At 43.3% G+C, this 25,244-nt stretch carries 32 protein-coding genes; 11 read left to right on the top strand and 21 right to left on the bottom strand.

Annotated features, from left to right (window positions below; all coding sequences use genetic code 11):
• Window positions 1-268: 268 nt before the first annotated feature.
• Window positions 269-559 (bottom strand): hypothetical protein, encoded by a 291-nt coding sequence (locus tag H7968_RS11250; protein ID WP_227396248.1) that lies wholly within the window; start codon window positions 557-559, stop codon window positions 269-271.
• Window positions 560-572: 13 nt separating this feature from the next.
• Entirely contained in the window at window positions 573-968 is a 396-nt protein-coding gene (locus tag H7968_RS11245; RefSeq protein WP_227396247.1) for a hypothetical protein, read from the bottom strand.
• Between the two features lie 126 nt (window positions 969-1,094).
• Here H7968_RS11245 and H7968_RS11240 point away from each other — a divergent pair, with 126 nt between their 5' ends.
• Entirely contained in the window at window positions 1,095-1,763 is a 669-nt protein-coding gene (locus H7968_RS11240) for a haloacid dehalogenase type II (protein ID WP_227396246.1), read from the top strand.
• Window positions 1,764-1,877: 114 nt separating this feature from the next.
• Here H7968_RS11240 and H7968_RS11235 read toward each other — a convergent pair whose 3' ends face one another.
• Window positions 1,878-2,774 (bottom strand): helix-turn-helix transcriptional regulator, encoded by an 897-nt coding sequence (locus tag H7968_RS11235; RefSeq protein ID WP_227396245.1) that lies wholly within the window; start codon window positions 2,772-2,774, stop codon window positions 1,878-1,880.
• 77 nt (window positions 2,775-2,851) lie between these two features.
• Here H7968_RS11235 and H7968_RS11230 point away from each other — a divergent pair, with 77 nt between their 5' ends.
• Complete coding sequence (locus H7968_RS11230) at window positions 2,852-3,367, top strand: dihydrofolate reductase family protein (RefSeq protein ID WP_227396244.1); 516 nt, start codon at window positions 2,852-2,854, stop codon at window positions 3,365-3,367.
• 9 nt (window positions 3,368-3,376) lie between these two features.
• A complete protein-coding gene (locus H7968_RS11225) occupies window positions 3,377-3,889 on the top strand; it encodes an RDD family protein (protein ID WP_227396243.1) in 513 nt (170 codons plus the stop codon).
• On the opposite strand, the gene H7968_RS11220 is transcribed toward H7968_RS11225, so the two are convergent.
• The gene (locus tag H7968_RS11220) at window positions 3,869-4,609 is read right to left on the bottom strand and encodes a MerR family transcriptional regulator (protein WP_227396242.1); all 741 of its coding nucleotides are present in this window, start codon (window positions 4,607-4,609) and stop codon (window positions 3,869-3,871) included. The genes H7968_RS11225 and H7968_RS11220 overlap by 21 nt on opposite strands.
• 88 nt (window positions 4,610-4,697) lie before the next feature.
• On the opposite strand from H7968_RS11220, the gene H7968_RS11215 reads away from it, so the two are divergent.
• The gene (locus H7968_RS11215; protein WP_227396241.1) at window positions 4,698-5,375 is read left to right on the top strand and encodes a CPBP family intramembrane glutamic endopeptidase; all 678 of its coding nucleotides are present in this window, start codon (window positions 4,698-4,700) and stop codon (window positions 5,373-5,375) included.
• Between the two features lie 11 nt (window positions 5,376-5,386).
• Here the strand turns inward: H7968_RS11215 and H7968_RS11210 are convergent, their stop codons facing one another.
• The gene (locus H7968_RS11210; RefSeq protein ID WP_227396240.1) at window positions 5,387-5,953 is read right to left on the bottom strand and encodes a DJ-1/PfpI family protein; all 567 of its coding nucleotides are present in this window, start codon (window positions 5,951-5,953) and stop codon (window positions 5,387-5,389) included.
• A 304-nt stretch (window positions 5,954-6,257) separates the two neighbouring features.
• Here H7968_RS11210 and H7968_RS11205 point away from each other — a divergent pair, with 304 nt between their 5' ends.
• Window positions 6,258-6,623, top strand: coding sequence for a VOC family protein (locus H7968_RS11205; RefSeq protein ID WP_227396239.1), 366 nt, complete (start codon window positions 6,258-6,260; stop codon window positions 6,621-6,623).
• A gap of 105 nt (window positions 6,624-6,728) precedes the next feature.
• Here the strand turns inward: H7968_RS11205 and H7968_RS11200 are convergent, their stop codons facing one another.
• The 3 genes from H7968_RS11200 to H7968_RS11190 form a co-directional block, all read right to left on the bottom strand.
• Entirely contained in the window at window positions 6,729-7,940 is a 1,212-nt protein-coding gene (locus tag H7968_RS11200; protein WP_227396238.1) for a Bcr/CflA family multidrug efflux MFS transporter, read from the bottom strand.
• 130 nt (window positions 7,941-8,070) lie between these two features.
• Complete coding sequence (locus tag H7968_RS11195) at window positions 8,071-8,898, bottom strand: GNAT family N-acetyltransferase (RefSeq protein ID WP_227396237.1); 828 nt, start codon at window positions 8,896-8,898, stop codon at window positions 8,071-8,073.
• Complete coding sequence (locus tag H7968_RS11190) at window positions 8,873-9,652, bottom strand: nucleotidyltransferase domain-containing protein (RefSeq protein ID WP_227396236.1); 780 nt, start codon at window positions 9,650-9,652, stop codon at window positions 8,873-8,875. The genes H7968_RS11195 and H7968_RS11190 overlap by 26 nt, the downstream gene beginning before the upstream one ends.
• 216 nt (window positions 9,653-9,868) lie before the next feature.
• On the opposite strand from H7968_RS11190, the gene H7968_RS11185 reads away from it, so the two are divergent.
• Window positions 9,869-10,129, top strand: coding sequence for a hypothetical protein (locus tag H7968_RS11185; protein WP_227396235.1), 261 nt, complete (start codon window positions 9,869-9,871; stop codon window positions 10,127-10,129).
• Between the two features lie 40 nt (window positions 10,130-10,169).
• Here the strand turns inward: H7968_RS11185 and H7968_RS11180 are convergent, their stop codons facing one another.
• Window positions 10,170-10,709, bottom strand: a complete 540-nt coding sequence (locus H7968_RS11180) for a histidine phosphatase family protein (protein WP_227396234.1) — start codon at window positions 10,707-10,709, stop codon at window positions 10,170-10,172.
• A gap of 110 nt (window positions 10,710-10,819) precedes the next feature.
• On the opposite strand from H7968_RS11180, the gene H7968_RS11175 reads away from it, so the two are divergent.
• Entirely contained in the window at window positions 10,820-11,053 is a 234-nt protein-coding gene (locus tag H7968_RS11175) for a hypothetical protein (RefSeq protein WP_134373388.1), read from the top strand.
• 47 nt (window positions 11,054-11,100) lie between these two features.
• Here the strand turns inward: H7968_RS11175 and H7968_RS11170 are convergent, their stop codons facing one another.
• Window positions 11,101-11,946 (bottom strand): GNAT family N-acetyltransferase, encoded by an 846-nt coding sequence (locus H7968_RS11170; protein WP_227396233.1) that lies wholly within the window; start codon window positions 11,944-11,946, stop codon window positions 11,101-11,103.
• 105 nt (window positions 11,947-12,051) lie between these two features.
• On the opposite strand from H7968_RS11170, the gene H7968_RS11165 reads away from it, so the two are divergent.
• A complete protein-coding gene (locus tag H7968_RS11165) occupies window positions 12,052-12,486 on the top strand; it encodes a GyrI-like domain-containing protein (RefSeq protein ID WP_227396232.1) in 435 nt (144 codons plus the stop codon).
• An 83-nt stretch (window positions 12,487-12,569) separates the two neighbouring features.
• Window positions 12,570-12,830, top strand: coding sequence for a GlsB/YeaQ/YmgE family stress response membrane protein (locus tag H7968_RS11160; RefSeq protein ID WP_227396231.1), 261 nt, complete (start codon window positions 12,570-12,572; stop codon window positions 12,828-12,830).
• A 252-nt stretch (window positions 12,831-13,082) separates the two neighbouring features.
• Here H7968_RS11160 and H7968_RS11155 read toward each other — a convergent pair whose 3' ends face one another.
• The 6 genes from H7968_RS11155 to H7968_RS11130 form a co-directional block, all read right to left on the bottom strand.
• On the bottom strand, window positions 13,083-13,307 hold the full coding sequence (locus H7968_RS11155) for a small acid-soluble spore protein Tlp (protein ID WP_227396230.1): 225 nt from the start codon (window positions 13,305-13,307) through the stop codon (window positions 13,083-13,085).
• Between the two features lie 89 nt (window positions 13,308-13,396).
• Window positions 13,397-13,912 carry a methylated-DNA--[protein]-cysteine S-methyltransferase gene (locus H7968_RS11150; RefSeq protein WP_227396229.1) on the bottom strand — a complete coding sequence of 172 codons (516 nt, stop codon included), beginning with the start codon at window positions 13,910-13,912 and terminating at the stop codon, window positions 13,397-13,399.
• A 401-nt stretch (window positions 13,913-14,313) separates the two neighbouring features.
• Window positions 14,314-15,144 carry a VOC family protein gene (locus H7968_RS11145; RefSeq protein ID WP_319799495.1) on the bottom strand — a complete coding sequence of 277 codons (831 nt, stop codon included), beginning with the start codon at window positions 15,142-15,144 and terminating at the stop codon, window positions 14,314-14,316.
• 72 nt (window positions 15,145-15,216) lie between these two features.
• Window positions 15,217-16,179 carry a sensor domain-containing diguanylate cyclase gene (locus tag H7968_RS11140; RefSeq protein WP_227396227.1) on the bottom strand — a complete coding sequence of 321 codons (963 nt, stop codon included), beginning with the start codon at window positions 16,177-16,179 and terminating at the stop codon, window positions 15,217-15,219.
• Window positions 16,180-16,194: 15 nt separating this feature from the next.
• Window positions 16,195-16,986: an alpha/beta fold hydrolase gene (locus tag H7968_RS11135; protein WP_227396226.1), complete on the bottom strand. Its 792-nt coding sequence runs from the start codon at window positions 16,984-16,986 to the stop codon at window positions 16,195-16,197.
• A 55-nt stretch (window positions 16,987-17,041) separates the two neighbouring features.
• A complete protein-coding gene (locus H7968_RS11130) occupies window positions 17,042-17,749 on the bottom strand; it encodes a class I SAM-dependent methyltransferase (RefSeq protein ID WP_227396225.1) in 708 nt (235 codons plus the stop codon).
• A 211-nt stretch (window positions 17,750-17,960) separates the two neighbouring features.
• Here H7968_RS11130 and H7968_RS11125 point away from each other — a divergent pair, with 211 nt between their 5' ends.
• Complete coding sequence (locus H7968_RS11125) at window positions 17,961-19,364, top strand: LVIVD repeat-containing protein (protein WP_227396224.1); 1,404 nt, start codon at window positions 17,961-17,963, stop codon at window positions 19,362-19,364.
• A 389-nt stretch (window positions 19,365-19,753) separates the two neighbouring features.
• Here H7968_RS11125 and H7968_RS11120 read toward each other — a convergent pair whose 3' ends face one another.
• The 4 genes from H7968_RS11120 to H7968_RS11105 form a co-directional block, all read right to left on the bottom strand.
• Window positions 19,754-20,758, bottom strand: a complete 1,005-nt coding sequence (locus H7968_RS11120) for a hypothetical protein (RefSeq protein WP_227396223.1) — start codon at window positions 20,756-20,758, stop codon at window positions 19,754-19,756.
• A 337-nt stretch (window positions 20,759-21,095) separates the two neighbouring features.
• Entirely contained in the window at window positions 21,096-22,259 is a 1,164-nt protein-coding gene (locus H7968_RS11115; protein WP_227396222.1) for an MFS transporter, read from the bottom strand.
• A 422-nt stretch (window positions 22,260-22,681) separates the two neighbouring features.
• Window positions 22,682-23,728 (bottom strand): M14 family zinc carboxypeptidase, encoded by a 1,047-nt coding sequence (locus tag H7968_RS11110; RefSeq protein ID WP_227396221.1) that lies wholly within the window; start codon window positions 23,726-23,728, stop codon window positions 22,682-22,684.
• Window positions 23,729-23,867: 139 nt separating this feature from the next.
• A complete protein-coding gene (locus H7968_RS11105; protein WP_227396220.1) occupies window positions 23,868-24,080 on the bottom strand; it encodes an MLO family protein in 213 nt (70 codons plus the stop codon).
• A gap of 92 nt (window positions 24,081-24,172) precedes the next feature.
• Between H7968_RS11105 and H7968_RS11100 the strand changes: the two genes are divergently transcribed.
• Entirely contained in the window at window positions 24,173-24,625 is a 453-nt protein-coding gene (locus H7968_RS11100; protein ID WP_227396219.1) for a GNAT family N-acetyltransferase, read from the top strand.
• A gap of 217 nt (window positions 24,626-24,842) precedes the next feature.
• On the opposite strand, the gene H7968_RS11095 is transcribed toward H7968_RS11100, so the two are convergent.
• On the bottom strand, window positions 24,843-25,205 hold the full coding sequence (locus H7968_RS11095; protein WP_227396218.1) for a DUF4870 domain-containing protein: 363 nt from the start codon (window positions 25,203-25,205) through the stop codon (window positions 24,843-24,845).
• Between the last annotated feature and the right edge of the window lie 39 nt (window positions 25,206-25,244).

Here is a 25,244-nt window from a genome sequence, read left to right as displayed (position 1 = left end):
CGTATATGAAAATGAAGGATAAATGAAGAAACGCCGGAGTTGAACGGAACTCCGGCGTTTTTGATTAATTCATGGTTTGGACATAAACCGTGCCGGGAACATCCTACGCTTTCCGCGGCCGCGCGGTGAGCCAACTTGCGCTTCGCGCTACGTTGTCTCACCTGTCGCTTCTCTGCCGCAGGAGTCTTCGGATGTTCCCGGCACTCTTGTTGTTAATTTCCAAGATCGTTACTTCAAATGGAAAATAGGGAAAAAAAACAAAATGAAATCAAACAGACTCTGGCGTTTTTATTCCTTTAAGCTTTTGCGGTTTGATGCTTCCCGCAAGGATCATGGCAACCAGCAGAACGGCTCCGCTCACAATCCAGAAACCATAAGCATAACTCATGATCTCGGATGTGAGAACACGATCGTTCACTTCAAATCCTAAAAAGGTAATACCAATCCCTGCTCCGTCTACTGTTTTAAGCGTCTGCATAACCAGATATCCCTTTAAAGCCAGTAACCCCGACAAAATTCCCAACCAGATACTTGCCATTCCACGCTTCCTAACAGACATGCCGATTCCTCCTTTAACGCAGAATCTCACTTAATGTGTCTTTTGCTTTGGAGCCATTTATTGTATACGTTCCGTTTCGTTCAGAGCTTGTGAATCGTGTAAAGCGTCCGCTTTCTTCCCATAAATAAACACTTTCCTGATCGCCATTTTCATATGTAAAGGTCACCTTCACGTCAGCGAATGTAGCCATTTCAGATTGTCTGCTTCGATGATCTGCGTTATTTAAAATGGCCGTCAGTTCTTCAATGTCCTCTTGATTTTCGAGCGACAGCTCTTCCCCGTAAGACTGCTGATCTGCTTCCCAATACTGGATCACGGCTGTATTAGTTTTTTCAAAGGTGTTTGATGCCAAAATGATTCCTGCTAATCCAAAAAACAAGACGAAGGCAATGATGACTGGTTTTCTCATGCTGATAATAGACTCCTTCATTTGTACTCTTATAGGTATAGACGTTATGATTTAAAAGAAGTTTCGGGACTATTGGGTTATCTTTGAAAAAATCGGGAATAAAACACGGATAAAGGAGCGATGAACATGAAACCAGCCATTAAAGCGTTTATTTTTGATGCGTACGGAACATTATTTGATGTCCATTCAGTGATGGAGGAATTGGAGCAGCATTTTCCTGAAAAAGGCCAGGCGATCAGCCAGACTTGGCGTAAAAAGCAGGTAGAGTATTTTTTCATGAGACAAATCATGGGTCGCTACAAGCCCTTTGACCATGTTACGCGTGACTCGCTTATTTATGCCGTAAAAGAAAACGGGCAGAACATATCAGCTGAAACACTTGACCAGATGCTGAATGCGTACCGTAAGCTTGCTCATTATGATGAAGTGTCAGATGTATTAAAAAAGCTTCAGGGCAAAGAACTGATCATTTTTTCAAACGGCTCAGACAACATGCTGCAGCCATTAATTGATTATTCCGGACTCGGTCCGCTTTTTACAGATGTCATCAGTGCAGATGAAATCAAACAGTATAAGCCTTCACCTGCAGCTTATCTTCATGCTCTTCAAAAAGCCGGGGTCAAGCGTGAAGAGGTGCTATTCATGTCATCTAACGGATGGGATATTTCAGGTGCCAAAAGCTTCGGCTTCAACACAGCATGGATCAACCGTAATGGACTGCCTGTTGAAGAATTGCAGCTTGAGCCTGATGCTGAGTATAGAGATTTGAGCGGGATATTGGAGTGGGTAAAGTAAGAAAGAGCTCTTCGTTAAGTTACCAACCTTAAAATTGAATTAAACACAAAAGAAAAAACGTCGGATCAGGATAGAGCCTGATCTGACGTTTCATTATCGAAAAGTCTCGCAATATTAATATTGATTCAACGCATCCTGTAAACGCCGCTTGACTAAATCTATAAGCTCCTGTGGCTTCTCTACTTTTACATTCCCACCATAACAGATCAGATGACCCGCCGTAAAATTCAGCTCCTCCACAGGCACACTCCCTTCCCATCGACGATCCTTCACATCCTGATAAAAAGGATCTGCTTTCGCTCTTCTCTCACCTTCATCAGTAAAAGATAATACAACCTTCACCTCTTCACGTGTTTCAGGAAACGTAAGCCAATCAACCAAAGTCGGCAAATCATCTTTTTGATTCTCTCCCCATTCTGCACTGATAATGCGATCTACTCTGAATAGCAAAACTTTTTCCCGGTAAAAAGCAGGCATATACCAGGACTGGTCGAAATATAAACCAATAGGAAAAACTGAACGTTTTGAGATTCCTTTTGCTGATTCATAGGTCAACTTCAGTTCTCGCTGTTCAAGGGCTGCTTCCAAAATCACTGTCGTCCATTTGCTTTCCCTGTTTACCGAGGACGCTTTAAACACGACCTTTTTCTCAACTCTTCTAATCTTTTCACGTGTCGATGCGGGAAGCTCAGTGAAATAATTTTCTGCTAAAAAAGAACGGATCTGACCAAACGGAAGGTCCGGTATTTGCTGAAAAGTATTCATGATCAGGTATAAACCGAGCGCCTCGTTTTCATTAAATTGCAGAGGGGGCATAATCCGGTTTGGTAAAACACGATAACCACCATACCTGCCAGGCTCCGAGTACAGTGGATAGCCAAGTTCCTGCAGTTTATCAAGATCACGCTGAACCGTTCTGACAGATACATCAAATCTCTCTGCCAACTCACGGGCTGTAAAGGAACGGCCTGGATCCAGCATTCTCATCATCGTCAATTGACGTTCATTCATTTCATTCAACTCCATTCAATTACGACACATTTTGTCATAATTGAAGTATAAACTAAAATCAAAAGGAGTGATCAATCATGCATAAAAACAAATTATATATCGCGATAAGTCTGGATGGAATGATTGCAAAGGAGGATGATTCACTGGACTGGCTTGAAGCAGCAGAAGGTCTTGGTGACAATGGATATCAGGCGTTTTATGATAGTATTTCATCCGTAGTGATGGGTAATCGCACCTACCGGAAAGTGATGGAGATGACAGATGATTTCCCTTATCCTGACCGTCCTTCTTATGTGCTTTCCCGAACACAACAAGAGGATCCGAATGTCACCTTTACATCCGAATCATTGAAGACATTACTGCCGGAATTACAGAAAAAACACAACGGCGATGTCTGGATTGTCGGCGGCGGAGAACTCGTTAAGCACTGTCTTGAGCATCAATTAATTGACGAATTTCAGATCGCCATCATTCCTGTTGTATTAGGAAGCGGGATTCCCCTTTTTCCAAATGGAACAGCCTTTACAGAACTGAAGCTGACTAAAGTTGAACAGTTTAATCAGATTACGATGCTGCACTACATGAAAAAATGAGGTGATGATGTGCCGGTAAATATACTGACTAGAGGAAAAGCGTTTTTGTTGGATTATCTATTGATTCTATTTTATTTGGTACTCATCTTCTGTTTGTATCTTGTTTTCCCTATGCAGATCGAAGCATTATTCAGCGGAGGGCCGTGGCGTAATCAGCTGGCCGGTTTTCTGATCGTCACTTTGCCCGTATCACTATACTTCGCTGTCTCTGACTCCCGTCTTGTCGGGCAGACATTCGGAAAGAGAAAAACAAACATTCAAGCGGTTGACCATCATGGCCAACCGCTCACTTTTCTGCACTCATTTATAAGGGTCCTCTTGAAATTCCTACCGTGGGAGCTTTCGCATTTCCTCGTTTACCGCCTGGTGTTACTTGGTGATTCACCAATGCCCGTTTCTTATACTATCCTTGGCATCACCATTTATGGACTCATGTTTACTTATATCCTAACAGCCGTATTTACTCCAAAAAAGCAGACATTATATGATCTTTTGACGCGGTCAAGAGTTGTCAGGAAATGAATGGTCGAGCGCTTGAAAAGCTCTCTCCAAAAATCCGGTCGTTTCTGCAGAGATTGGGTAAAGCCCCATTTGAGAGGAACGTTCTTCAGATTTTCTCACTTCCCAGAATTTCTCTGCCAGAGCTTCGTTATCACCAAATGTTTCTGCTGATAAAGACTCCACTTCCTCGGCAAGAAGAATGCCAAGCGAAGATTCAGGTTCAACTCCAGCTTCTATGTATAAATTAATCCTTTTGACCATATGAATCCACTTTTTTGTCAGTGGATCTCCGTTTTCCAATTTGGGAAGAGTATGCTCAAGAATCTCTGATTCCTCAGGCGTAAAATAATCTTCCCATTTCCGATCTTCATTTTCCTGTTTGACGAGCCTCAAAAGCTTTTGCCACTCTACAGTCCCAGTCAGCTCGTAATCGTGAAGAAGCGATTGAGTGTGACGAATCTTATCATTCATTACTTCATTTTCTTCTCTTAACATCGACATGTGAGCCGCCAGAATGGATTGAATAGACTTTTCCTGCAGGATCGTTTTTAACTGATCTAACGGCAGCCCCATTCTTTTCAACAATAATATTTTTTGCAATTCAATCAAAACCTTATCGTCATAAAGCCTTCTCCCCCCTTGATCTGTAGATGTCGGCTTAACCAGTCCGATCTGATCGTAATAGCGAAGTGTTCGGACAGTCAGATCAAACAGTTTGGAAACTTCTCCTGTCGTTTTCATCTTTTTCCCCTATCCTTGAAATTATTTCTTGCAGGTGACGTAACGTTATCTTCTATAGTGAAGGTATCTTAACTTTGGGGGTACATTCATGGAACAGAAAATGACGGCTTCATCCTTTACCTATGCTCTCATACTGGCACTGATCTTCATCCCGTTCTTTGTTGATACATACGCAGCAGACACATTGAGAAAGTTCGTTGACCACGATCTGTCTCACGGGCTGTTAATGGGATTGATTCTTACCTGCTTAATCATCTTTTTTCTAATCTTTGGTGTTATAAAAAAACAATCTCTTCAATGGGCCAGCCTCGGCTTGAAGAAAATGCACACAAGCCAATGGTTGTTCGTTTTTAAATGGACACTGATTAATATTTTCTTAGGAATCCTTTACGTGGTTCTATTGGAGCTAACAGGAATCGGAAGCTCAAACACGAAAACAGAGAGCCTTCAAAACGAAGGAATCACGATGTTTGTTCTGGCTTTTCTATCAGCCGCGATCCTCTCTCCGATTTATGAAGAGCTCTTTTACAGAGGATTTATTTATACCTGGCTAAGGCAGCGGTTGACACTTTACCCTTCTCTGATCATCAGTGCAGCCATTTTCACACTGGTCCATATCCCTACCTATAACACACTTCCGATCAACTTTATCAGCGGAATCATCTTTGCATGGGTATACGAACGTACCGGATCCATTATCAGTAGTATGATTGTTCACGCCAGCTTTAACGGTTTGGCTGTTACCTTAACATTATTACTTGGATAGTCTGCAAGAATCTAATTTGTCTCCATCATCACATTCCTCTTGCCTGAGTAAAATGCGGCTTTGTTTTCACTAGAGACTCCCAACATCTCAGCAAGTGTAACAGCGAATTCAGCGTAGGCATGTCCCTGCGCGGTCAGGAGGTTCCCCGTTTGAACAACCGGTTCATATACAAAGCCGGTTTCCTCAAAGCTACCAAGGAAATCCCGCTGTTCTCCTGATAAAGTAACGGTGTAGGTCTGTCCTTTTAATACGCCGGCCTTTGCCGGGATATAAACACCGCTGCAAATGGAGGCGACAATTTTATTATTTGTGTAAAGATCAGCCGTGAGGTCATAGATTGACTGCATATCCACAACAGGTTTTAAATCGCCACCAGGAATGATGATCCCCTCATACTCCCTGTGAGCGACTTCATTTAAGCTTAAATCCGGTATCGTGACAAGACCTGCTTCTGACCGGATAGGTAAACGGTCAGAAGCAACGGTTACGACCTCCACCTCATTCCGGATCATAGAAATCGCAACAGTCACTTCAAATTCACAATACCCTTCAAATAAAAACAGCAGCATTTTCCTCATATTTGTCCCCATTCCCTCTAAATAGATGATTTAATATTAACAGATACATCCATCTTTGGATTCGTTTATCTTTATACAATGAGTGTTGTGATAGAATATCTACGTAACGGAGGTGTTTTTGTGAAGTATTCAACTTTAATCTTCAGCATAACTGCCGCGATGCACTTTGTTTTTCTTATTAATCATACTTTCTTTGATAATGAGTACATAGGTTTTGTTCTCTGGATCAATTCAACGCTATTTTTCTTTGCGATGATCGCTTTTGTAAATAGTAGATACGAGCATAGGAAAGGAGCTCAACAACATGAAGCTTAAAATGCTGACCATCTTCGTCACTGACTTTGAAAAGACGATCTCATTTTACCGGGATCTCCTGGATTGGAAACTGCTTGAACAAGATGACTACCATCTGGCCTTTAATGCCTTCGGTACGGAGGTTCACTGCTACCTGGCTGAAAAAGATACTTCACCCGGAGATTATTCAAATGAGGCTCGCACTGTTTTTGTTTTTGAAGTAGACAACATTGATCAAAAGATGCACGAAATGCTTGAGAAAGACATCACCTTTTTACATACAAAGCCAAACCAAAACAACTTCAGTAAGTATGCCGCTTTTGTAGACCCCTTTGGCAATGTGCATGAGATATGCGAATTGCTAAAAACCCCCTGATTATTTAGTTCAGGGGGTTTTTGGCGTGTTTAACTTGTAACGTACCCAAGAATTCTTTTAAAGACGGTTTGTGACAACTAATAAAGTCATCATACAACCCCATCTTTAAACCAATTCATCCGTCTTCTTTTCAGCACGTCTTGCCAGTCCAAAGTAAGCACCGAGCGCTAACAGGCTGGCTGTGAAAATGATCAGCCCCATTGGTACGGCTGTATCTTCCCCTGCAATCCCGACAAGCGGCGCTGTCAGAGAGCCAAGGACGAGCGGCAGCATTCCGAGAAATGCAGATGCACTTCCTGCAATATGCCCCTGCGTTTGCATCGCAAGGGAGAATGAAGCGGTAGCCACCATCCCGATTGACATGACGAAGAAAAATAGCGGAATGGCAATCGCGATAAACGGACCATTTACAAGAACCGCAACGGTCAGAACAGCACCTGCAGTAACTGCCTGACTTAAGCCATAGAGCAGAAACTGACGTTCAGATACCTTATGTGACAGACGTCCGACTGACTGCGTTCCGATAATCAGTCCGATTCCGTTTAATCCAAATAAGTAGCTGAATACCTGCGGTGATACACCATAAATATTCTGATAAACGAAAGGTGTTCCTGACACATAAGCGAATACACCTGCGATCATAAATCCTTGAGCCAATGCGTAGCCAAGGAACTGTCGATCCGCCACAAGAGACTGAAAGTTTTTCAGCGTCTGTCCGATATTACTCGGAACACGTCGCTCTTCCGGCAGAGTTTCTTCCAGCCTTGAAGTAATTAAAAAGAATAACAGTATGCCGATGATACTTAAAACGACAAAAATACCGTTCCAGTTTGTGAATAGCAGCACCGTACTTCCTGCAATTGGTGCAAGGATCGGCGCCAGATTACTGACCAGCATGAGCAATGCAAAAAATTTGGTCAGTTCCCTGCCGCTGTATGAGTCACGGACAATGGCCCGTGAAATGACAATCCCGGCTGACGCAGCAAATCCCTGGAGAAAACGGGCACCAATCAGGAAATAAATATTGGGTGAAAACGCAATTGCAAAAGAAGCAATTGCATAAGCAATCAAAGCAATGACTAAGGGACGCTTCCTTCCATGTACATCACTCATTGGCCCCATGATCAACTGTCCAATTCCGAGTCCAAGCAGACAGGCTGTCAGACTGAGTTGAACAGACGAAGCAGAGGTACCAAGTTCAGATGCAATCGTCGGAAAGGAAGGTAGATACATATCAATCGTTAACGGACCCATCGCACCGAGCGAGCCCAGAAGCAGCGCAAGGCGGGTCCTTTTTGAACCGGTAAGGGTGTTCATTTTCATCCTGCCTTTCAATCATTCGATTCACGAAGCACGGAGTCTATTATACACCTCTTACGTAAACTTACCTATACAACTGCTTTAAGGGATTGTTTATTGTTTGTCTGAAATTCTATTGTTCATTTCCTTACCGAAACCACACCATCACTGAATCGCATACCGGCTCATAACCGATGTCCATATAAATTTTATTAGATGTCGGGTTAGCCATGTCTGTATAGAGCGATAGTGTATCGTATTGCTCCAACGCTTTTTTAGAGAGCTCCGCTACACAGTTGGAGGCATAGCCGCGCCCTCTGAGTTCAGGCGGCGTGTAGACAAATGCAATGTTTGCATTGTGAACAGTTGGCCTTGAGATCACCGCAACGGAAACGAGTTTTTCCTGATCCCGCCAGCCGTACAGACGCCCCTCATTAATCATACGTAAAGCAGCCAGCCGGATTTCTTCAGCGGATGCAGGCTCAGGAACATGGCTGTGAAAATCGGTTAAATAATCAACAACGAGCTCTGAATCTACCATTTCCACCTGCTCAAGCTCACCAGATACACTTTTCGGATCCACAACATCAGTCAGCTTGTAAATGCGCTGATCCATTTTAATGTCATACGCCGTTCCTCTATTTTTTATGTAGTCGGCAATTGTCAGTACCGTTTCTTTTTCACCGACAAGACCAGGTACCTTGTTGTCAAAAAGCCAGTCCGCAATCTGATTCAGATCGTTTTGATCAAGTCCTGTATGCAGTGACAGGATCGCCTGGGAAGGAATCGTCTGCAGCATAAACATTGCCGGTTTCCCGTCCTTCTGAATCTTTGCCATGAGGTACGGCTTTGATTCCATTTTAAGTGCCATTGTCAGTCCTAGAATCAGATTGTTTTCAGCTTCCTGTTTTAACAAAAAAGGAACTGCTTCTTCTCTAAAAGATTCTATATCACGAAATATTTGAATATTGATCATCTTTTTTCCTCCAATCGTAATGAATGATTTCCTTCACAAACTTTTTACACTGGTAAGCTCTGTAGATTTTGCTGAAGTAACCGGATCTTCTTTTATTTAAAATAGATTCAGCTTCTTTCAGCAAACGCACCCATTGAACATCCGAACGTTCTTTCATCCATATTAACGCACCTCTTTTTGACACAATCTCTCCTGTCTCAAATGTATAACCGATTCGCGATACGGTCGCCATCGCAAAAGCAAAATCGCTGTCCCGAATAAAAGAAAAAATCGTCTTACTTTTACCTGTCCAGTAATGTTCCAGATTGTAGCGTAATGTATTCTCAACGTCTTCCCAGGTGATATTCATTTGCTGAGGACTGCCAAACATACAGATTGCCTGATGAGCTAGCATCCACCATGTAATGGCATTGATATCCCAATGTCCCTCCTTCACTCTTCCATTATGTATATACGGATAGGGAGCCAGTTCATGATTCATTTTTCCGAGATCCTCTTTCCTGATAAACATAGCGTCAAGCTGCTTTCCAAATTTCAGATTAAGGCTCGGACTTAGCGCATTACGCACCTGATCCACTGATATACGATCATTTACAACAAACACCATATCAATATCACTGCAGTTCTTGACATAGCTGCCTGTAGCTATTGAACCATATACATAAACCGATTCTATGTAACCCGTCAGCTCATGTGTCAGTTGATCCAGCAGCTGACCCATAAACCCCTTTAATTCTCCCGGTAATTCGCCCATTTTTATTCCCCCAAAAACATTCAATTTTTCAACGTTATATTGTAAAATAATAACACACTCAAAAGTGGATTCTTCACTTTTTATGATCACCAGTGATTCCTGAAAGCCGATTTAGTTCGCCTTTCACATTGATAACCTGACAGAGTGTCAGTATAATAGTACAGCGGTGTACGAAAACAACTTCGGCACTGAGTGAAAAAGAAAGGGATGCGCACCATGAAAATGAACCGAAAACTGATCATGATCCAGGCGGCACTTGTCGTGGCAGGCGTCCTCGGCTATACCTATATACTAAATGAAACACCAAAACCAAGAATATTTGCTCTTTCATTTTTATTTTTCTTCTGGCTGGCCACGGACGTTACTCGCGCCTATATTCAAAAGAGCGGTGCATCCAAATGGATGCAGTGGATAGGCTATGCAAGCTTCCTGATCACCTCAACCATTGGATTAAGCATTATTTACACGTCTTCATAATACAGACATGAAAGCGGCTGCTGAGATATTCAGCAGCCGCTTATTCTGTCCAGACGCGTGAAAAAGTCCAGCTATCGTTTTGATATGACACTTTATATACATCCGGGTTTGTTAAAGCTCTCCATTCCTCAAAACCTGTCTGAGGGTCTATTTGTTTAAGCATAAGTGACAGAAGATTACCGTGCGTCACAAGGGCTGCTTCCCCTCTTGCCTCTGTTAATTCACAAACCACTTCCCAGCCACGACTCATCGCTTCTGACGCTGACTCACCGCCAGGCATTTTGAGATCTGGATCTGCAAATGACTCTTTCAGTCGATCCAGCCAGTCCGGCAAATCCACCTTACTAAGCACTCTCTCTGACAGCCTGATATCCTGCTCGACATCCAGCTTTTTCAACTGTGCAATTGGCTGAGCCGTCTCTACTGCTCTGACAAACGGACTTGAAATCACACGCTCCAGTTCAATCTGTTCAAAAAAGTCTGCAAGCTGTTTTGCCTGAACCTTTCCTTTTGCCGTTAATTCGGCTTCAGGTTCCTGCCCTACTGCCTGGCAATGTCTGATTAAATAAAGATTCCTCATAATTATGTACCTCTTAAACCACTTTATTTTAATATGCATATGACAATCACCCATCCCCTTATCAAACCTGTGCGTATGATATAGAGAATTCCATTCGAGGAGGATGATTTATGAATCAGCATGATTCGTTTTACAGCTATCCCGTTGATTACTCCCGCTCATTCGATCAAGACGCTATTAGACGCCCTTACTACAACCGGCCACCTTATTGGCGTCCATATTACCGACCTCGTCCGTACTGGGGCGTTCCATTCCTGGGAGGACTTGCAGGCGGACTGTTGGCCACGACTTTGTTCCCTCCTTACGGATATGGATACGGGTACGGTGGATACCCATACTGGTAAATCAAAAACAACGGAAACCCCGCTTTTTGGAGGTTTCCGTTTTCATGCTAGCGATTCACATTTACTTTAAAGGAACGTTGCGGATTGAATTCAAATTCAATCCCACGATATGTAAAAACGGGAATAAAACCTGTTCGCTCAGCTGTTTTAACCGAAGGCAGATTTTCAACCTGGCAATCCCAGTACGGCATCATTTTTTCAGCGATGCATTCTTCAACAAAAGCCGTTGCCGCCGCTGTGGCGAGCCCCTTTTGTTCAAACGTCATAAATGTTTCAATTTCGATCGCATGAATATTTCCTGCTCGATATCCCGTCATACATACAGACGTAACCTGCTGTCCCTTCATCACACAAAATCCGATTCCTTTTTCAAAAAAGCTCTCTTTTGAAGACCAGAATTCTTTGATTTTATTATGAATCAGCCGTCTGCTTGTATAGTCTGCAACGTGAATCGCTTCCTGCATGTATTTCACTTCATAGCCAGGTGGAAGCAATGCTTTTTTCGGTTTTTTCTTTTTATTATAAATATAAACAGCCTGTTCCCACGTCTCACTTTTACGCTCTGAAAAGATTTCATCAAGCACATCATTCCAGCCGGGATGATAAGAAAGAATTTCTGCGATTCCAATGCCCTGGGCCAACGCATCCGGCCCTGCGACCAGGTCCATGAAATCCTTCAGCTTTCTATTAAACATCTCATTTTTCTCATCCCCAATGACATAAAAACCATCAAGGTTTCCTAACCATACCACCGCGGAAGAAGGGGAATCCAGTTGATCAACAAACACTCTTCCTTCATTGATGCCCTCAATAACCGCCCTTACTTCAATAGACCCCTGCTTCCGAAGCAGCGGCTCACAAAGTTGGAATTGATGCTTAGCCAACTCTTTCACTTCATCCCCTCCCCTATCTCTTTTCACCATCGTACCATAATACAACAATTAAAGGATTTTTTTCATTCGCGCAGAATATTGCATATTAAAAGGAGTGATTCTCTAATGAGTGAAAAAGTTCAAATGGAATTTTTATTTGTTGGCGTCATGCATGAAGATCCTTTTGATTCACTTGCAGAAAAAGTACCTTTGAACGCACAAAATTTTATGAGCAGGCTGGATGAAATCCCTGCAAAAATGACAGCTGAAGCTGCATTTTTCGAACCTGCTGAAGAGGGAAAGGAAAAGGGTACATATTTTGTTGGCGTTCTCGTAGAAGATAAGCCGGAAAAATTGCCGGATGATATGGAGTTTCTGACTGTAAACGGGCTCTACGGTAAAACAGCCGGACCCATCGCGTCCATCTCAAGCCTTCATCAGGAGCTGGTACAGTGGCTGAAATCCCGGGAACTGAGCCGAGATGATGACTGGATCATCGAATGTTATCACCCCGTTGGAGATGACGAGATAGTTGAAATTTATTTGCCGGTGAAAGAATAAGTATCTGTTCATGTTTGTTCGCATATTCTTATGTAAAGAAGGGTAAAGTCTGAACATCATGAGTGAGAAAGGAGTTCGGCTTTATGGGACTTATTTTATATTTAATCGTCGGTGGATTCATCGGCTGGCTTGCAGGACTAATTTTAGGAAAAGACGTGCCAATGGGCTGTATTGGCAATATCGTAGCAGGAATTGTCGGGGCCTGGATTGCAGGGGAACTGCTTGGATCATTTAGTGATTTTGGACCTTCTCTTGCAGGCATTCATGTTATTCCCGCGTTAATTGGTGCTGTTATCTTTGTTTTCATCCTTAGCATCATTTTGAAGGCTGCCAAGAATAAATAATGTTTTAAGAAACGTGTCCGCTTATGGCGGATGCGTTTTCTTTTGATTAGGTAGTAGGGTCTTAAGTCCCTATCCTCCGAAACAACGTCCGAATCTTGTGAACCTCTCTTACTATCTTACGAACCATTAGCAAAATTTTGCGAACCTACGCTAACATCTTGTGAACTACACGCATCATTCTGCGAACCACAAACGCCATCTTCTCAAAAAAAACACGCCTGATCACTCAGGCGCATTTTTCACAGAAATCCATTAGAAGCGTTCGCGCTCATCCTGAATTTCTTGTTTCGCTGCTTTTACACTTTCTTTACGGTGTTCATTTTTGACTTTGATCTGGTCAGCCTGCTGTTTTGAATCAGCATGCTCGAGGGCGAATTCGGCATCGCGGGCGTTATCAATCGTATTTTGTACCATCTCTTCCATACGGTTCACTTTCGCTCGTTGCTGCTTACTTCTGCATTTTTCATGGTTGGTCATGATGGTTCCCCCTTGTCCAATGAACGGACCGTATTGAGTGCTGAGAACAGCTCTCCCATTTACCATGCGCTAGAAACAGCTCCTTTATGTCAGGCATTTTTCACCAGCCGGATGCCCTCGATCTTCATCAGCACTCTTTTCAAATCAAGCCCTGAGCTGAAACCGCCAATCGAACCATCCTTGGCAATCACTCTGTGACACGGGATTGTCACGAGCACCGGATTTGCACCAACTGCTCCTCCCACTGCACGGACCGCCTTTGGTCTTCCGATGGCTTCGGCAATATCAGCATAACTTCTTGTTTCACCAAAAGGTATATCACGCAACGCCTGCCAGACTTCCTCCTGAAACGGTGTACCTTTCACATCTACTTTCATATTAAACGTTTGTTTAACACCATTAAAATAATCCGTTAACTCACTTATATAAGGAGCCGTTCTTTCTGCGCTATACTCAAGGGTTGACGTTTTGTAAACTTTCCTTATCCAGGCCGCCAATCCGTCAAAACCCTCCGATTGAGTTCCAAAATAACAAACCCCCTCGGCAGAAACAGCAATATAATAGCTCCGGTCTTTAACATCAAACTGATTCCAGTAAATCGTCATGGTTAACCCTCCAAATTGCAATTGGTACATATATTTTACATGATTTTAATTTACTTTCTAAATAGAGCTGCTGAGATTAATGGAATTAATTTTTGAAATGACTGAATCCACTCACTAAATGAAGGAATCGCAAGCTGCTATGAAGGGATTATAAGACCGGGGAGTACTAGTGATAGAATCATTTCGCAGAAAGAAGGGATTAAATTCCAGAAAGAAGGAATAAATTTCTCAAAAGACCGAATAAGTCCCGGCAGTGATGGAATCCCGCGAAGCCTCCCCTTTCCTACTCCCGCAACCGATCCGCGTCCAATCAGGTATGGGGTGATGCAGGTCCTCTACCTGACTCTCCAACCTAAATAAAAAGCCAAGGCTACTCATCACGAGTGCAGCCTCAGCCCGATTCATTTCGTAATCATTATAATCCCGTTCCCGGACGGATCCTTCACGTAGTACCCTTTTTCTTTCTCAACAGCACCCGTCTTATGTACTGCTGCCAGAAGCTGCTCTGAATCAGGATAGACAAGCGTGTAATGAGCCAGGCCCGCAGTGTTGTGATCAGGTGCAGGAATTCCGGTGCCATTCCATGTATTAACTGCTATATGATGATGGTATTTTTCAGTCGACAGGAACAATGCCTGACTGCCATATCGGGATACAGGTTCGAACCCAAGAAGTTGTGTATAAAATTCCTCTGCATCTGAAATAGACGATACGTGAAGATGAATATGGCCCATTTTGGTTTCGACAGGTAAGCCGGTCCATTTTTGATGTTCCGTCTCAAGCACGTCTTCAAAATCCAGCGGATCCACTGTCATACGAACCTGATCGCGATTCCAGCTCCATTCACCAGGCTCGCGGTCGCGGTAGATCTCAATACCGTTACCATCCGGGTCTGAAAAATACAGTGCTTCACTGACCAGGTGATCGGAGGCACCAAGTCTTATCTGATGTTCAGCAAGATGTTCGATGATGGCTGCCAGATCAGCTCTCGATGGAAGTAAAATAGCAAAATGATATAAACCGGTTTTCTTCGATTGTTTTGGCAGCACGCCATCAGGCTGAATCAATGTAAGCAGCGGCGTTTCACCATTTGCTGTTAATGTCACCTGCGAACCCTGCCGATTGAGAAGACGAAAACCGATGACGTTCTGATAAAATGCCAGTGACTGATCCAGATTTGTTACAAGCAAAACAACCTCACCCACATAGACAGCCGGTCGATCATGAAACATCATGTCAAGCCCTCCTTCTAGTTACTTTATGTAACTAATTATATTTTAGTAACAAAAAGAAAGCAAGCAGATTTACTGCTTGCCCGGGATGACGGTGACCTGATTTCGTCCATTTTGTTTAGAATGATACAATGCCTGGTCAGCACGTAAAAATAGGTCCTTACGCTGATCACCTTCCTGATAGTCCGTGATGCCAATACTGATCGTGACAGGTGTGTGCGACCACATGTGAGACTCCACATTGGCACGGATTCTTTCTGCAACCTTCTGCGCCTTGTCTGATCCGACATTGGCTAGTAGAATTACAAACTCCTCGCCGCCTAAGCGTGCAAGTACATCTCCTTCACGGATTTCCTGCTCAAGCTTCCATGAAAGCTCCTGCAGCACCTGATCGCCTACAGGATGTCCATATTGATCATTAACCCGTTTAAAATGATCAATATCTAATATCACAAAAGTGAATTCGAACCTTTTTGTATCAGCCCACTGAATAAATGATTGAACAGCATCTTCAAAAAAGCGTCTGTTTTTTAAATTCGTTAACGGATCAATCATAGCCAGATTTTCGAGTCGAGCGTTGGCAGCTGTAATTTCTTCCCGTTTTCCTTCGAGTTCATTAATGAGATTTTGCAGTTCTGAATATGCCTGATCCGTATTTTCAAGTACTTTTTCCACATTACGCTTCGAACGGATCAGTTCATTTTCAAAGTCGTCACGGGTTTTCATTTTAACGAGCACACATTCAATCTGCCCGTCGCGTTGCTGTGCATTAATCAGAACCGGCAGTGGCTCACCATCTGTTTTCAGTGTCAAGTACATCTCCTCTACTCTTCCCTGAGACGACAGGACAGGCATAAAATAGGTTTGAAAATATAGGCGGGAAGGCAGTGTCAGCAATGAACTCATGTGTTTTTGAGCAAGACCATCCGTTGCTTGTCCCGTAAATTCTCCCAGCATTTTATTCGCTTCTATGATCCTTCCGTCCAATTCCAGAATAGCAAAAGCACATGGTGCATGATACAGCTGGCTATCCATGCAATCCCCCCCAACTTATATCATTGTTTGATGAATATATTTTACCACTTCTTCCGGGTGACTGATATGCGGATTGTGTCCAGTCGCCTTTAAAATAATGAGTCGGCTGTCCTGAAACTGCTGATCAAGAAACACCGCAACTTCATGAGGAACAATCGTGTCATCACTCGGCTGGAGAATGGTGACAGGAAGTGTTACATCCTTTAACACGTCCCTCATATCCACTAAAAATGTTGCTTCAGCAAATTGCCGGGCAATTTTTTGATCGTTCGATAATAGCTGATGTTCAAAGTTTTCCGCCAAATGAGGACGGTTTGCATTTTTCGCAGCAACCGGCGCCAGATATTTTGCCCATTCCTTAAAGTTTTTCTCCATCATATCCAGTAAGCCTGAAATCTCATCCCTGGTAAACCCTCCGTGGTAACCCGGTTCATTTAAATAACGCGGAGATGGGGCAATCATAAACAGCTGCTTAAAAAGATCCGGTCTCTTTAACGAAGCAAGTGTACTGATCATCCCACTGACGGAATGGCCGATCACAGTAACATCAGATAAATTTAACGACTCACACACTTCAATCAGGTCATCGGCATAACCATTTAAGCTTTGATATCGTTCTTCAGAATACGCTTTTTTATCAGATCGTCCAGATCCGACATAATCAAATAAAATAACCTTATAGTCGTTTTCAAATGCAGGGCTGACCTGACTCCACGCCTCTTGACTGCTGCCAAACCCATGTGCAAAAACCAGAGGCTGCGTTCCCTTCCCTCTAACCGTTATGTGATTTCTCGACAGAACATTCATCTGTGACTCCCCTTTTGCCTTCATTTACTCTTTATACCTATTATTAAGGATTTATTCATCTTTTTCCTGCTTTTATCATGAGAAAATGAGGATTTTTTGTTAAATATTCATATCGATCAGCCTTTATCTGCTCCATTTCTTTTAATGGCTGAGGCTCAATCAGATCCAGCAGATCAAAATACCTGATTGTCTGCTGAACGATTTCCTGCAAAGACCTTCTGTAAAAAGACACCTCAACCGTTTTCCCACCTTTTGTCCACTCGTCATGGAGTAATTTCTTTTTAAAATAGTTTTCTTCATTCATTTGAATGAAATCCATAAATGGATGGTGGGTAGAAAATAAAAACGTTCCGCCAGGCTTCAACACCCTTCTTACTTCACCCATTATACGATTCCAGTCTTCAAGATAATGAAGTGTCAATGAACTGATCACGACATCATAAGATTCATCTTCAAACGGCAACGGCTGTGTCAGATCATGCTGAAGAAAAGATGCATGGTCCTTCAAACGATTTTTAGCAGCCTTTACCATTTCACTGCTAACATCAATTCCCGTAACTTCAGCTCCCCGTTCAACAAGCTGCTCTGCATACCAGCCCGCCGAACATCCTGCATCTAAGACACTGAGTCCGGTTAAATCATCCGGCAGCTCTTTCATCATGGCGGGTCTTTCATAATGGGTATTAAACGGGCTCGCATGGTCCACCTCCTGATCGTAGGCCTGAGCAAGCTGATCGAACGATTCTTCAGGAGTATTTTTCACTTGAATCACCTCGTTAACATTTTTATTTATTATAACTGAAAGAAAATTTATCTATAAAGAATTCTTTCGACCCCCAAAACATATTCCTCTTACTCGAATTGTATAGAAACAAATCGGCCGGTTTGTCATAAACATATAATAATATTGTAATATTTAAATTTTTCTATATTTGTTATTATGTTCTATACAACATACATACAGGAGGGTTCATATGAAATTCAAAAAAGCTTTATTTACGACTTCTATCGCCGGTGCACTCGCATTTGGCGCAATTTCTCCAGCACTTGCTCACGACTCACTTGATGACAGTGGGGCTGTAAAAGGAGAACGCGGTGTATTCTCAAATGATGAAATTAAAAACCTGAGTGATGCCTATTTAGAAGGATCAAAAAATGTATCTACTCTTACTGAGTCAGCAGCTAAACAGATCAAAGAACTGAATGGGGTACAGAATAATACAGCAGACGTCTACGCGCATAAAGGGTATGCCTACGTCGGTACACACACGGCTAATGGAGGTAATGGCGGGGTCCGCGTATTCGACCTTCAGGATCCAAATAACCCTGAAGAAGTCGCAGTATTTGCTCATGATGATGTTCCTGGAACATGGCAGGAAAAAGTCATTGTAAAGAGTGTAAACACACCTGAATTCAAGGGAGATCTTGCCGTTGTCAGTGTGCAGCAGCGTAACCGCACCCGTGAAGATACATCAGGCGGCTTCCTGCTTTATGATGTAACGGATCCGACTAATCCTGAAAAACTCGGGTTCTGGGAAGTGTATGACCGCACTGCAGGTACTCACGAACTTTACCTATCTGCGAAAAACGGAAAAGCTTACGTTTACACTGCCAATCCATACGCTGATTACTACAGCCACGGCGAACAGCGTGACTTCCAAATCGTTGATGTCACAGACCCTAAAAACCCTGAAACAGTATGGCAATTCGATCCAAGAACCCTTCCTGAAGTATCCGAGGACTTTGATGGATACAACTGGGCTTCTCCGGACGGCAAAACACGCCCAGTATTTAACCACTCTGTCGTAACAGATGATAACGGCGATTACGCATTTGTTTCTATGTGGGACCTTGGCACAATCATCTTTGACGTAAAAGATCCTGAAAACCCGAAATACCTTGGCCGCACTGACTTTGCATCTGAACAGCAGGGTTCTGCCCATTCCGCAACACTTGCCAAAGGCGGTAACATTCTGATTGAGACACGTGAAGTGTATAACCCGACGAAACCGGGCTATGAAGAGTCATACGGCTATACGCGAATTTTTGATATCAAAGATAAAACAAATCCAAAACTGTTAAGCGAATTTAAAACCGACCTGACAGATAATGTTGAAGACGGCGTGACATTCGGAAATACTGTTCATGATCCAAAAGTTCACGGTAACACCCTTTACCTGAGCCACTATGCAGGTGGTGTCTATATGGTAGACATCTCAAATCCTTCTGAGCCAAAACAAATTGGTCAGTATAAACCTGACCAGGCAGACGTATGGGGCGTCTTCGTTGACCGCAACTACGTACTTGCCTCTGATATGGGACAGGGACTAAAAGTGTTGACGCGTGGAAAAGGCGGAGCACCAACTACAGATAACTAAAATGAACGGAAACAGCTGAGACCATTTATGTGTCTCAGCTGTTTTTATTGAAAAGTTATTTGAGATGAATGTTGAACTTCAAGGACTTTTTTAATTCTGAAACGGGTCTATAAGCGTGGGCCTTTATGGATTCCTTCACAACTGTCACTTATTCCTTCTATTGAGTTTATAATGCCTTCTTTCTGGAAAATAATTCAGTCGTTTAAAAAATGTATTCCCTCACTATGGCTTCAGTCCGGCTTATTCCCTTCATTCAGCAAACAGATTCCATCACTTCAACACCTGAATTCCATCACTACCCGAGAAGATTCCCTCAATCCAGGTTTCCAGGCTGGACAAGCACCAAAAGATCAGAATAACCCACCCCATTTACTCAAACCACCTTCAGATCAAGACGGTTTCGCCACAATCTCCCTCTCCATCTGTTCAAAAATGGCCTCTACACCCTGCCACCAGTTCGGATCTTCTGCGTATTTCCGGTTGATCCACTGGATCGGATTCGCCTCTGGCGGACGGCCGTCACTCAGGTTGACGACCGTTCTCGCCGCAATTTCAGATGATTCTTCAATGTTCGTATTAAAATCCTGCCAGCTATGAAACACATTAAAAGGATTATTGGAAATTTCCTCTGCATTTTCATGCGTTCTTGGAACAAATGCCTGCTCCTGACCTGTAATCGCAAAAAGCAGCAGAGGGTGAATATTAAAGTCATGAGCAGCCTGAAAAATCGCATCCACATTCCGGTCGTCCGCTAAAATCGAGCCCCTTTCACCCAGCCAGACCTGCACAGCTTCCTTTTCAACAAACGTAAATTTCAGATGTTCCGGAAGCTCATTAACAGGTCCTTTGTAAACTTCTACATTCTGAACAGGTGGAGGAACGGCCTCCGCCAGTATACGTTCAGGTTCAGTCTTGTCCGGCCAGTCAACAGTCAGAATAAGCACGACCGCCAATCCTGAGATCAATATTCCCGACAGAGCCGGTATGAGCCTCTTCCTGTTCATTGGTTTCATTTCGTTCCCGGTCACGTTAACAGGAGGGTAAAATACGTCCATCAGCTTTTTCGCCTCATCCTCGGATAAAAAGCCCGTACTCCAGCTCATCATTTCTTCGGGGTCTGCATATGCTGCCCCTTCTTCAGCAAGATCCAACCGTGTAATGATCATATTCCCTGAAGACAGCAAATGCTCGAACAGCCTTTGCCTTGCTGCTTTCTTCCGCTCTTCCTCTCCATTCGGAAGAGAACGCTCGATCATTTTATGTAAGGTGTCTGCCAAAATCGCTGCCCGCTTCTTGGACGTGGCATCAGGGTACTTTTTCAAAATGAACTTCTGAGCATGACCAACTTTTTCCCTGGAAAGCACAACGTCCTCTTTTAGTTTTTCAGTCACCATACGATCTCACCGCTCTATGTCTTTTTTATCATTTTAGCACAGGCCATTATAATCAGTTCATCAATTTTAGGTAAACATTGTTTCGAAATGAAAATGGCGGGTACACACATAAATGTAAACGTTTACTAAATGACTTTCTTTGGAGGTGAGCACCATGAGCGACAGCAATCGTGGAAAAAGCGGAGAAGAACGCAATAAAGAAACGAACAAGGAATACGGACGCCAGGGGAAGCACGCAAAAGGAAATAAGAAATCGGATAACAAATAATACTTATACAAGTGAGCCGGAAGAGCAGAATTCTTTTCCTGCTTTTATACGAACGAAAAGAGCCCGCAATTATGCAGGCTCTTTTTTCATGATTTTATAGATGAATGGTGCAAGGCACATGATACCGAGCAGCGCAAAACCAGCTGTTAATGAATAGGCGGAGGATACATATCCAAAGCCAACACCAACTCCCACAAGCACTGCATTAAACGCCAGTGATTGAAAGGACTCGAGCGTGGCTCTCATCCTGTCATCTGCCTTTTCATGCAGGGCACCGAGTACTAACGGTTCCGTCATGCCTGAAGCAAGAAGAAGAACAATCAATCCTGCAGCACCCGCCCAATTGACGAAAAAAGCAGAAAACATAAGTGCTAAAGCGCCAGTCAATACAATAAAGTGAAGCAGATTCTCACGGCCAAAGCGCTGTCGCAAACGGAAAGCCAGAAGCCCTCCCGGAATCTGAACAAGCAGCACTGCGCCATAAAACAACCCGAAAAATGACAGCCCGATTCCTGCGTCTCTTAAGTACAGTTGCCAAAACTCTTCCGTGAACCCTGCTGCAAGACCCGTCATGATTCCAAGGATCAGCAAATAAACCAAGGCTGGATGCTGCCTGAAAAACATTACAGACTCACGGACCTGCTCCATGATCGAAACGGGCTCTTCATGCTCCGGCACACTTCGATCAGTTAAAAATAATGACATGATAAAAGCGATACTAATACTCAATATGGAAATCAGATAGTTTAACTCAAAAGAATACTGCTCCGCCAGCAAGCTTCCTGACAAAGCGGCAATCATGAGCGACACAATCCTCACTGCCTGCATCCTTCCTAAATGCCAGTCGAATCGATGCTCCTGTCTGATTGAAGCAAGAGAATCGTACAGTAATGCATTTTCAGCACCACTCAATAAAGCACCTCCAGCAGCCGAAAAGGCGATCGCCACACCAAACTGCCAAAACGAGTCCGCTGACAGCAGGATGACAAACATGATACCTTCAAGAAAAATGCCTGCCATTATGACCGGCTTTTTCCCAATCCGGTCAGCCACAAGCCCAGCCGGCACCTCTAACGTCAGCATTACCGCACCAAAAATAATCTCTGTCAGCACAACATCCAGCACACTCATCCCGCGCATTTCCCAGAAAAGACGCTCAATTACATAAGCCGGGATCAGCGCAAAAAAGAAGCTGATGCCATATAACAACCAAATATTTCGTTTTAATTCCACCGTTCCTCCACCTCTCTCTTTTTTAGAAATCAATCAAGAGAGCACGGGTGGTGGTTCACGGGCATTCGATTAACAAGGAGGACGTGCAAAACGGTTCATACGAATCCACTCCTTTTTTCTTTTATTATACAATTTATTGAAGTAAAAGAGGAGTAAGAGTTTAACAAAAGGTTTTTTATATAGAAGGGATTTTACAGTTTATTAAACACGGAAAATGCAAAATTTAATCCAGGACTTTTTACACTAACCTTGCAAATTATTTTTTAACCTCACGAACTCCGGTTAGAAACTCACGAATTCCTCCCACGAACTCACATTCTCACTGTCTAACCTCACGAATTCCATGGATAACCTGACAAACTCGATTAACAGCTTTTCACATTTAAAAACACCGCCGACTCAGTCAGCGGTGTTTCTCTCAATTATTCACTTTCATAAGGTCTTGTTGTCTGCGTAGCCAACGTGTCCCAGAATGAGATGTCTGCATCAGCAATCGATCCATCTGAAATCGCCCGAACCGTTGCATCCAGTGTTGTTACCGTTTGTTTTATGAGATAACCGTTACTCTTCTGTCCTAATACATAGGAATCATAGAAATGATCAGACATGCCTCTCATTTCAAACAACAGCGTAGAAATACCATATTCTACAGCAATGCCGTTTCGGCTGATCGTCTCAGCTGATCCTCCATTGTATTTGCCGAGATGCCCCCAGCCAGTGGAGTCAACAGCGTCAAACACAACTGCGCCAAGCTGCTTTGATTTCAGCAAAACATCTTCATCCACATTTGGTGTCGTTGGATAAAGAATTGAACCTGAAACAAGCTTTCCATCCCGCTCACTCTGTGCACCCTGGTGATGAAGGTCAATCATATAGTCTATATTATATTTCTGCATGACATTCTCGTGAAGCGCTTTTGTTTCCGGCTGGATTTTATCTACGTGATCTCGGTTTAAATCTACCTCAAGTGCATTATAGCGTGTCAGGTTACGATCGCCGCTAGCAATGTAATCATCTAGCGAAAAGTCTACGTCTCCCATTGCACCATCCGGATTTAACATTGGAACGATCAGAATGTTAACGCCATCCAGCACGCCTTTCATTTTACCGGTTCCCATATGTTTGATGAATTCAAGCGCTCCTTCTGTTGTCAGCTGCTCATTACCGTGCTGCTGAGTCAGGAAAAGAATGGTCGGGTTTTCCGGATTTTTTATGTATTTTGCTACGTAAAGATCCCTGCCTTTAACGGACTGACCGATTACTTCCACTTCGAGATCAGCCTGCTTGGCGTCCTGTGTCTTCAGGAATTCAGTCATTTCGGAGTACGTATGAAGAATAGATGTGTTAATCGTTTCATTTCCACCATAGCCCGGTCCTTCACCGACCGCCTGTGCTGATGGTGCTGTAAAAGCTGTTCCACTAAATGCTAAAGCGCCTGCTACGGATAAAGCAATCATCTGTTTTTTCATCATCTGCCTCCTCATCATTTAATACCTTTTCAGCATATCAAATGATAAGGAAGCGCTTCCATGGGTTTCCAGACACATTTTAGACACATATAAACCTTTAATTATGGAAATAAGTTCATAAAAATAAGGAATTAGATGGTTATTTAGGAGTCCTAAGGGTTTCTTCCTCTAATTGCGAAATCTTTTTTCTCGTCACAATCAACCCCACATACCCTGCCAAAAAAGCTGGTATAAAGCTGATCCATAAGTAAAGCCATCCGTTTGTAAGGATTGAGACCAGCAAGAAGAATATTGGCATGCCAAGCAGGACACTCCACGACACCAAACGTGCAAGGCGGATATTTTCGCTCATCATGACTCCCCCCATTCTCACTCTCTTTTCCATACTATTCTTCCAGACCCTGCTTATTTCCTGCTACACTGTAAATGAAAGGAATGATTGATATGAACATTGAACGTTTGCACTCCATTTCACCTGACGCAATGAACATCCTGCTGTTGGCAGATCCATCAGAAGACGTCATTCATAGCTATGTACATAGAGGTTTTTGTTATGCGGCTTACCTTGATGAATCATTAACAGGCATTTACATATTGCTGCCAACAAGACCTCAGACGATCGAACTCGTTAACATTGCTGTAGATGAAAAATGCCAGGGTCAGGGCATTGGGAAGAAGCTCGTTTTACATGCCATTGATGAGTCTCGGAAGCTTCGATACCATACCATTGAAATCGGAACAGGCAACTCCAGCCTGTCTCAGTTAGGTCTTTATCAAAAATGCGGTTTCAGGATCACAGGCATTGATCACGATTTCTTCACACGCCACTATGCAGAGCCAATTTATGAAAATGGCATCCAGTGCAGGGATATGATTAGGCTGTCGATGGACTTATAGATTCATCGACAGCCTTTGAAGAGCGAAATAGTTCTTATATCACAATCCGGAGAAACAAGGGCATAATCTTGTGAACCTGCTGCATAATCTTTTGAACCTCTGCCAGAATCCTGCGAACCCGCCGTTAAATCTTGCGAACCTCAACCATAATCCTGCGAACACCTTCCTTGCCAACTCCCATAAAAAAGAACGCTGACCATCAGCGTCCTCTCAAATGTTAATGCATTTTCCGAAGCTGATCCTCGGCCATTTTACCAGCCATCGGCAAGTGGTAACGTTCACCCTGATAGGCTTTAACCATCAGCAGAATCCACAATACGAGTGCGACCGGACCGAGCAGCAGTGTCAGTATCCATCCGATAATGGGAATGAAGCCTGCGATCAGACTGATGACGAAAATGGACCCGAACACGATGGTGGACTGCATGGCGTGAAAACGGATATACTGATTTTCCTTTTCGATAAGAAGAAGTACGATGCCACTGACAAATCCGAATAGGTAAGCCAGTAATCCTCCTGTGTTTTCCTGCAGACCGGTGGATGATTTCTTCATGCCTGTACCTGGATTGCCCTGTACCACAGCTTTCCCTCCTTTTGTTTTGGGCTCAGGATGAACGTC

This window comes from Jeotgalibacillus aurantiacus, assembly GCF_020595125.1.
Lineage (GTDB): Bacteria > Bacillota > Bacilli > Bacillales > Jeotgalibacillaceae > Jeotgalibacillus > Jeotgalibacillus aurantiacus.
This window is presented reverse-complemented; position numbering and strand designations above follow the sequence as displayed.